The organism is Moorena sp. SIO4G3 (assembly GCF_010692305.1).
Lineage (GTDB): Bacteria > Cyanobacteriota > Cyanobacteriia > Cyanobacteriales > Coleofasciculaceae > Moorena > Moorena producens_A.
In genome coordinates, this window is the sequence record NZ_JAAHIG010000493.1 from 1 (window position 1) to 5,804 (window position 5,804).

Annotated in this window: 7 protein-coding genes; 2 read left to right on the top strand and 5 right to left on the bottom strand. The window is 39.9% G+C overall.

All coding sequences use genetic code 11. The features are described 5' to 3' along the window. Positions 1 to 247: 247 nt before the first annotated feature. Together F6J99_RS40920 and F6J99_RS40925 are read right to left on the bottom strand one after the other, a co-directional pair. Positions 248 to 688, bottom strand: coding sequence for a pentapeptide repeat-containing protein (locus tag F6J99_RS40920; RefSeq protein WP_293122125.1), 441 nt, complete (start codon positions 686 to 688; stop codon positions 248 to 250). A 120-nt stretch (positions 689 to 808) separates the two neighbouring features. Beyond that, positions 809 to 979 carry a hypothetical protein gene (locus F6J99_RS40925; RefSeq protein WP_293122127.1) on the bottom strand — a complete coding sequence of 57 codons (171 nt, stop codon included), beginning with the start codon at positions 977 to 979 and terminating at the stop codon, positions 809 to 811. A 5-nt stretch (positions 980 to 984) separates the two neighbouring features. Between F6J99_RS40925 and F6J99_RS40930 the strand changes: the two genes are divergently transcribed. Beyond that, entirely contained in the window at positions 985 to 1,128 is a 144-nt protein-coding gene (locus F6J99_RS40930; protein ID WP_293122129.1) for a hypothetical protein, read from the top strand. Positions 1,129 to 1,142: 14 nt separating this feature from the next. On the opposite strand, the gene F6J99_RS40935 is transcribed toward F6J99_RS40930, so the two are convergent. Both F6J99_RS40935 and F6J99_RS40940 read right to left on the bottom strand, forming a co-directional pair. Then, positions 1,143 to 1,352, bottom strand: a complete 210-nt coding sequence (locus tag F6J99_RS40935) for a hypothetical protein (protein ID WP_293122131.1) — start codon at positions 1,350 to 1,352, stop codon at positions 1,143 to 1,145. Between the two features lie 175 nt (positions 1,353 to 1,527). Then, on the bottom strand, positions 1,528 to 4,608 hold the full coding sequence (locus F6J99_RS40940) for a DUF4407 domain-containing protein (RefSeq protein ID WP_293122133.1): 3,081 nt from the start codon (positions 4,606 to 4,608) through the stop codon (positions 1,528 to 1,530). A 385-nt stretch (positions 4,609 to 4,993) separates the two neighbouring features. Here F6J99_RS40940 and F6J99_RS40945 point away from each other — a divergent pair, with 385 nt between their 5' ends. Then, positions 4,994 to 5,128, top strand: coding sequence for a hypothetical protein (locus F6J99_RS40945; RefSeq protein WP_293122135.1), 135 nt, complete (start codon positions 4,994 to 4,996; stop codon positions 5,126 to 5,128). Positions 5,129 to 5,229: 101 nt separating this feature from the next. Here the strand turns inward: F6J99_RS40945 and F6J99_RS40950 are convergent, their stop codons facing one another. Continuing rightward, positions 5,230 to 5,526, bottom strand: coding sequence for a hypothetical protein (locus F6J99_RS40950; protein ID WP_293122137.1), 297 nt, complete (start codon positions 5,524 to 5,526; stop codon positions 5,230 to 5,232). Positions 5,527 to 5,804: the final 278 nt, after the last annotated feature.

Consider the following 5,804-nt stretch of genomic DNA (forward strand, 5'->3'; position numbering starts at 1 on the left):
TACATTCAAGCCCCCTAAATCCCCCAATTTTGGGGGACTTTTAGCAATAAATGGATTCTTGTTCCCCCCAGAATTGGGGGGCTAGGGGGGCAAAGTTCAGTATCAAAAAACTTTTCAGATATCCTCTTAGATTAATTTCAATAACATCCTAAAGAATCGCGAGTATCAACAAGAATCGCGAGTATCAACACGAGTTATAGGATTAGTACCAGAAGCATTTTTGCTTTCGCATAGCTTCCGGTCTTGGTTATAATCCAAAATTGCTTCCTCGAACCAAAATTGCTTCCTCGAAGTCAACGCCAGTAATATCTGCACCATTAAATTTAGATTTCGAAATGAATGTATATTCAAAGACTGCATCGGTTAAGTCTGCTCCCTTGAAGTTACATACATTAATGAATGCATCGCTAAAATTGGCTCCATGTAGATTAGCATTCGTGAAATCAACTTTGGTAATATCCGCACCTATAAACTTAGCGTTGCTCAAGTTTGCTGACTGTAAATTGACATTGCTAAAAACAAGGTAACTGAAGTCTTGACCGGATTTATCCTGACCGCTTAGATCCTTGTTTTCAAAGTTAGCGTTAATGGTGGCAGCGCTTTGGGCTTGGGCTGGCAGAGGCAACACTAATATAGTTAGTGCTAGTAGAAAGGCTGCCAGGTGTAGAAAGTACTTAGCGTACTTCATGAATTGCTCTAATCCTCCTTGTGATTAAACGTTGCTGACAAAGGTAACTATATCAATTTTTGTAGGAGTTTTGAAGAGGGGACTATAGGGCAATTTTCAGCAAGGTTTGAGGGACATTGCTTATGGTTTTAAGGGAAAAGGCAAGAGGCAAGAGGTAAGAGGCAAGAGGCAAGAGGTAAGAGGCAATAGGCAAAAGGCAATAGGCAAGAGGCAATAGGCAATAGGCAATAGGCAATAGGCAAGAGGCAATAGGCAAGAGGCAATAGGCAATAGGCAATAGGCAATAGGCAATAGCGATGCTTCAAAAAGTAGTATATAAGTTACGGAATTCTGAAGGGAAGCGATTGACCTTGGCCTTTAGGCCACGCTACGCGAATGGTCACGCGAAGCGATGCTCGGTACGAGCCGCTACGCGAACGCAAAAAAACCGACTTTACTGAGTATAAATACTTGTTTAATGAATAGGAGTAGAGTGGGCATCCTGCCCGCGCGAAAATAAGCATGAAACTGGCAAGATGCCAGTTCCACGGCAAGATGCCAGTTCCACGGCAAGATGCCAGTTCCACGGCAAGATGCCAGTTCCACGGCAAGATGCCAGTTCCACGCAAGATGCCAGTTCCACAAACTGGCAAGATGCCAGTTCCACACAAGATGCCCATTCCACGGCAAGATGCCCATTCTACAGGTGCGACCCAAGGGCGATTTACTCGCCCTAGGAGGCGCGCACCTAAAAAAAAACTCTTAAAATCATTCCATTATTAAGCAACGCCTACTTTTTCAGTATCCTTGAACAACATATTGTCAGTGAATTGCAAACCGCTGTATTTTGTTTTTGTAATTTACTCTTCAAACTCCTTAATTTTTTTCATGTATTTTTTTGAAACCCCTTCAGATAACTGAAGTCTTTGTTCTTTTTGAATGCGGAAATATTCATTATAAACTTCCTGACTTTCTTTCTGCTCAAGTAAATAATCATAAGGACCTTTGCCAGACAAAAGTTTAACTAATATAGGTGAGATTTCAATCGTGACAAATAAGGCAGTTATTAGCCAATTAATATTACGAATATTCGGATCGTCTTTAGATAGTTCTTCTAAAGCAACAAGACGGGCTAAGAAGCCATTTGATTCTTTGTCAATTTTTTCTTGATTAAGTTGTTCTAAGTTACTCTCTGGTGACTGCAAAATTAGGTTACGTTCTTTAAGCTTATCTATTTTATCCTCTTTTTCCTTAACTTTATTATCTAATTCAATGAATTGTTGTTTTATCTCATCTGCATAGTTTCGTTTGTCTTGATAAACAATTCCTTTTCCAAATTGGCCTGTTCCCTGTGTACCTTCTGCTTCTGCATTAGCCGCATATTCAGCATCTTGCCATTCATTTTTATACTTATTTTTATCTTTATTTAAGGCTTGAATTTCTTGCTCCAATTCTTTTATTGGTTCGGTAAGTTTTTCTTTGGCTATATCATTTTTATTTTGTTCTATTTTCTGGTTAATTTCTTTTTCAAATAGCCTCAATTCAAGGGGTTTAGCAACCACAAAGCTTAACAATAATGCTATTAACAATCGAAGACTTGTTGCTGCAATAAATGGCAAATTTAAATTTAATTCCGTTTCTTTTCTCTTAGAGCTTAAAATTAAAAAACGATCTAAGTTGAAAACTATAAAACTCCAAAACGTTCCTCCTACACAAGAAGCTGCTACAGAACCAAATACTGTAAAAAGAGCATAACCACCGGAAAAAATAGCCGTTGTTGATGTTAGCAAAACCGTGGTACCAATTGCTGTATATTTATATCGTTCTGTCAAACATTCTTTTTGTGCCAAAATGTGATGATCTGCACCAGCACACCATAGCAAAAATTTTTCTAGTGAATTTAAATTATCGTTAATTGTTGGAGTCTGTATTAGGTGTTGAAGTTCAGCTGGTAAGCCAATTTCGTTTATAAAAGTACCAACCGCTTCAACACCATAAGCATTAAGAGCACTTTTGATATCTTCTGTAGCTCTTTCCTGAATTTGCTCCCGTTGTTGTAAGAAGTCTAAGGCATTATAGTCTTGAGCGGAATTACGGAAGTAATTATCAACCATCGATGCTAAGACCCGATTCACAAGGTTTTTAATAGAGCTATATTTAACCGCACCATTAGACAAGGGGCTAATAACTCCTCCTTCTTCCTCAACTTGCTGAAAACTATTAGCATTTAGTGAACCCACACGAGAGATCATTTTAGGAGAATTTTTGGGAGCAATATTAATAACCTGTGTGACTTCAAGTTTCAAAATAAAGCCATCTTTTGAGCGAAGCTCTAAGGTTTTCAAATTAAAATCGTAGTTGGTTGCTGGTTTATCTCTATTCGTCCAGTCCAAAGTTATTTCATGGGCAGGAACTATTACTATACTTTTCACTCTTGTATTGATAGGATGTGTTCCCGCTTCTATTGGTATGTTCTGAATCCCTTTATACCCAATTGGAACGATATTAAACTGAGAACCATAAGTAGTTTTCTCTTGATTGGCTTGGCTATTCTTACCAACATTTGAGATTAAAACTCCAACTGTTCCAGTTTTAATATTAGTTAAAGGCACTTGTTCAACTTCCACAAACCAAGGATTTAAACTCCAAAAACCTTCTTCGATAAATTCTTCTTGTAAACCTCGATAGCCAGCTTTGTCAATAAACTCCTGTGGCTGCTGAAACTTATTATGTCCCTCAATAACTGGTCCCGCAATGTCCCCTCTTGGTAAGGGCTTACCATCAAAAGTGGTAACAATACCAATTTTACCTGATTCAACTCTGTAAACTTTTAATTGTTCTGGCTTCAGTCCATATTGCTGGGCATTGTCAGTAGTAACTACTGTAAATAGTTCAGTGTTTATTCTATAGTAACCTTCAGTAAGAATTGCTCGCTGTTTACCTTGTTGACCACCGTTGTTGAGAAAGGCTTCAGCATTCTGAAAATTCTCGCAATCTACAGCTTTACCTAGTATTTGTCCTGGTGGTAGTTCAGCACCATCTTGAGCAATAACTAGCCCTATCTCCCCTGAGCGAATATTAATTACTGGGACATTGTGAACTTTAAACAACTCTGTATTAATGTAGTGAATTCCAGGAGGAAGAATTGCTAATTGGTTCCCTTGTTGACCGCCGTTTTTGATAAATGCTTCAGCGTCCTGAAAAGTGCCACATTCAACAACTTTACCAAAGTTCTGACCAAGTGGAAGTGGCTGACCATCCCTTGCTTCCACTAACCCTACTTCATTAACTCTAATTTTGATAAGTTCAACTGTCTTAATTTTGAAAAGTTCTGTATTAATTGCGTATTTGCCAGTAGTAATAATCTTTAACTGTTGTCCCCTATATCCCCCATTATTAATAAATCCTTGAGCGTCTTCAAAATTGTTGCATTCAACAGCATCACCAAAGGTTTTTCCAATCGGCAGTGGCTTGCCATCTTTCGCTTCTACTAAGCCAATTTCATAGTCATAAATGGAAGTTATTTTACTGATTTCAACAGAAAAAAGTTGAGTATTAATCCGATAAATACCATTTCTTAAAATGCCTAACTGCCTACCCCGTTGACCACCATTTTTGATAAAGGCACGACCATCTTGAAAGTCATCACATTCTTCGACAACTTTACCAAACATTTTACCTGTGGGAAGAGAAGCACCATCGTTGGCGGTTACTAATCCAATTTCATCTTTATCAATCTGTATAGCTTTTTCTTTGACAACTTTATAGGATAACGGAGAGTGAAAATGTCGTCCAGGACCAAGAGTATCAACCTGCCAACCCATTTCTCCATTAAGAGCAATTTGACGATTAGATGGTAAAGGACTACCAAACTTTTTATAAACAATTCCAACCTCATCTTGAGAGATGACATAAACGCCAGGTGCCCGATCAATTGCCATAACAACAACTCAGTTAATTAGTTAACTAATTAGTAAGCATTCAGCTATCAGCTATCAGCTATCAGCTTTTGAATAAGCGATGCAGCTTCGGAACAGGGGAGGCAGTGCGACCAAAGGGGGTTCCCCCCATGAGCAACTGCCGTGGTTTCCACGGGGCAAACAGCGGTGCTCGCACGTGACCCACACAGACCTAAAACCACTCGCGCTTGGGATCAAGACAACAAGTAAGCAAAAGTTTAATCTGAGTTATGTCACAGCGTCGAAGCCTGTGCCACAAACATTAAGCCTATGCCACAAAGCTGACGGCTGACGGCTGACTGCTGAATGCTTACACTAATTATTTAAAATAATACTCTTTCGCTACCTTAATCGTTATTATTTTAACGTGAGTTTGACGAACTGGACAAAGGCGAAAGAGGGAGCATGTCACCATAACAAAAGTACTAAATCTAGGGAATGGGGAATGGGGAATGGGGAATGGGGAATGGGGAATGGGGAATGGGTGATGGGTGATGGGTAATAGGGGGAGCAGGTCACAATAGCCGAATATTTTTACTTATTCTCAAGCCCCCTCATGGGTAATTGCTTGCTCTAATGGTAAATAGTTGATCTGTTCTGCAACTAATACCTGCTCACATCCAGCATTTTTGTGGTTTTGTCAAGTAGTTCATTTGTTCGCCAAATTTGACCTGCTCCCGATGCATCCGATGACAATAGCGATGCTTCAAAAAGTAGTATATAAGTTACGGAATTCTGTTGGGAAGCGAACGCATTCTGGGGGACTTCCGGTACATGGAAAAACCGACTTGAGGAGTTACACCCAAGCGACAAGGGAAGCGATTGACCTTGGCCTTTAGGCCACGCTACGCGAATGGTCACGCGAAGCGATGCTCGGTACGAGCCGCTACGCGAACGCATTCTGAGCCACTTCCGGTACGGGAAAAAACAGAATTTAGGAGTTAAGCAGGTGCACAAAATTAATTACACATTTTGCAAAACTCAAAGCCTTACGATGTAAGGGTTACAGAGATTCGTAGTAGGAAATTAATTTTGTTTAGGTGCTTATATCATGTCAGGATAATTACCCTTAATAAAAACCTGCCCCATCTCCCCATCTCCCCATCTCCCCATCTTCCCATCTCCCCATCTCCCCATCTCCCCATCTCCCCGCGCCCCCGCCCCTTAATTATGGGTAT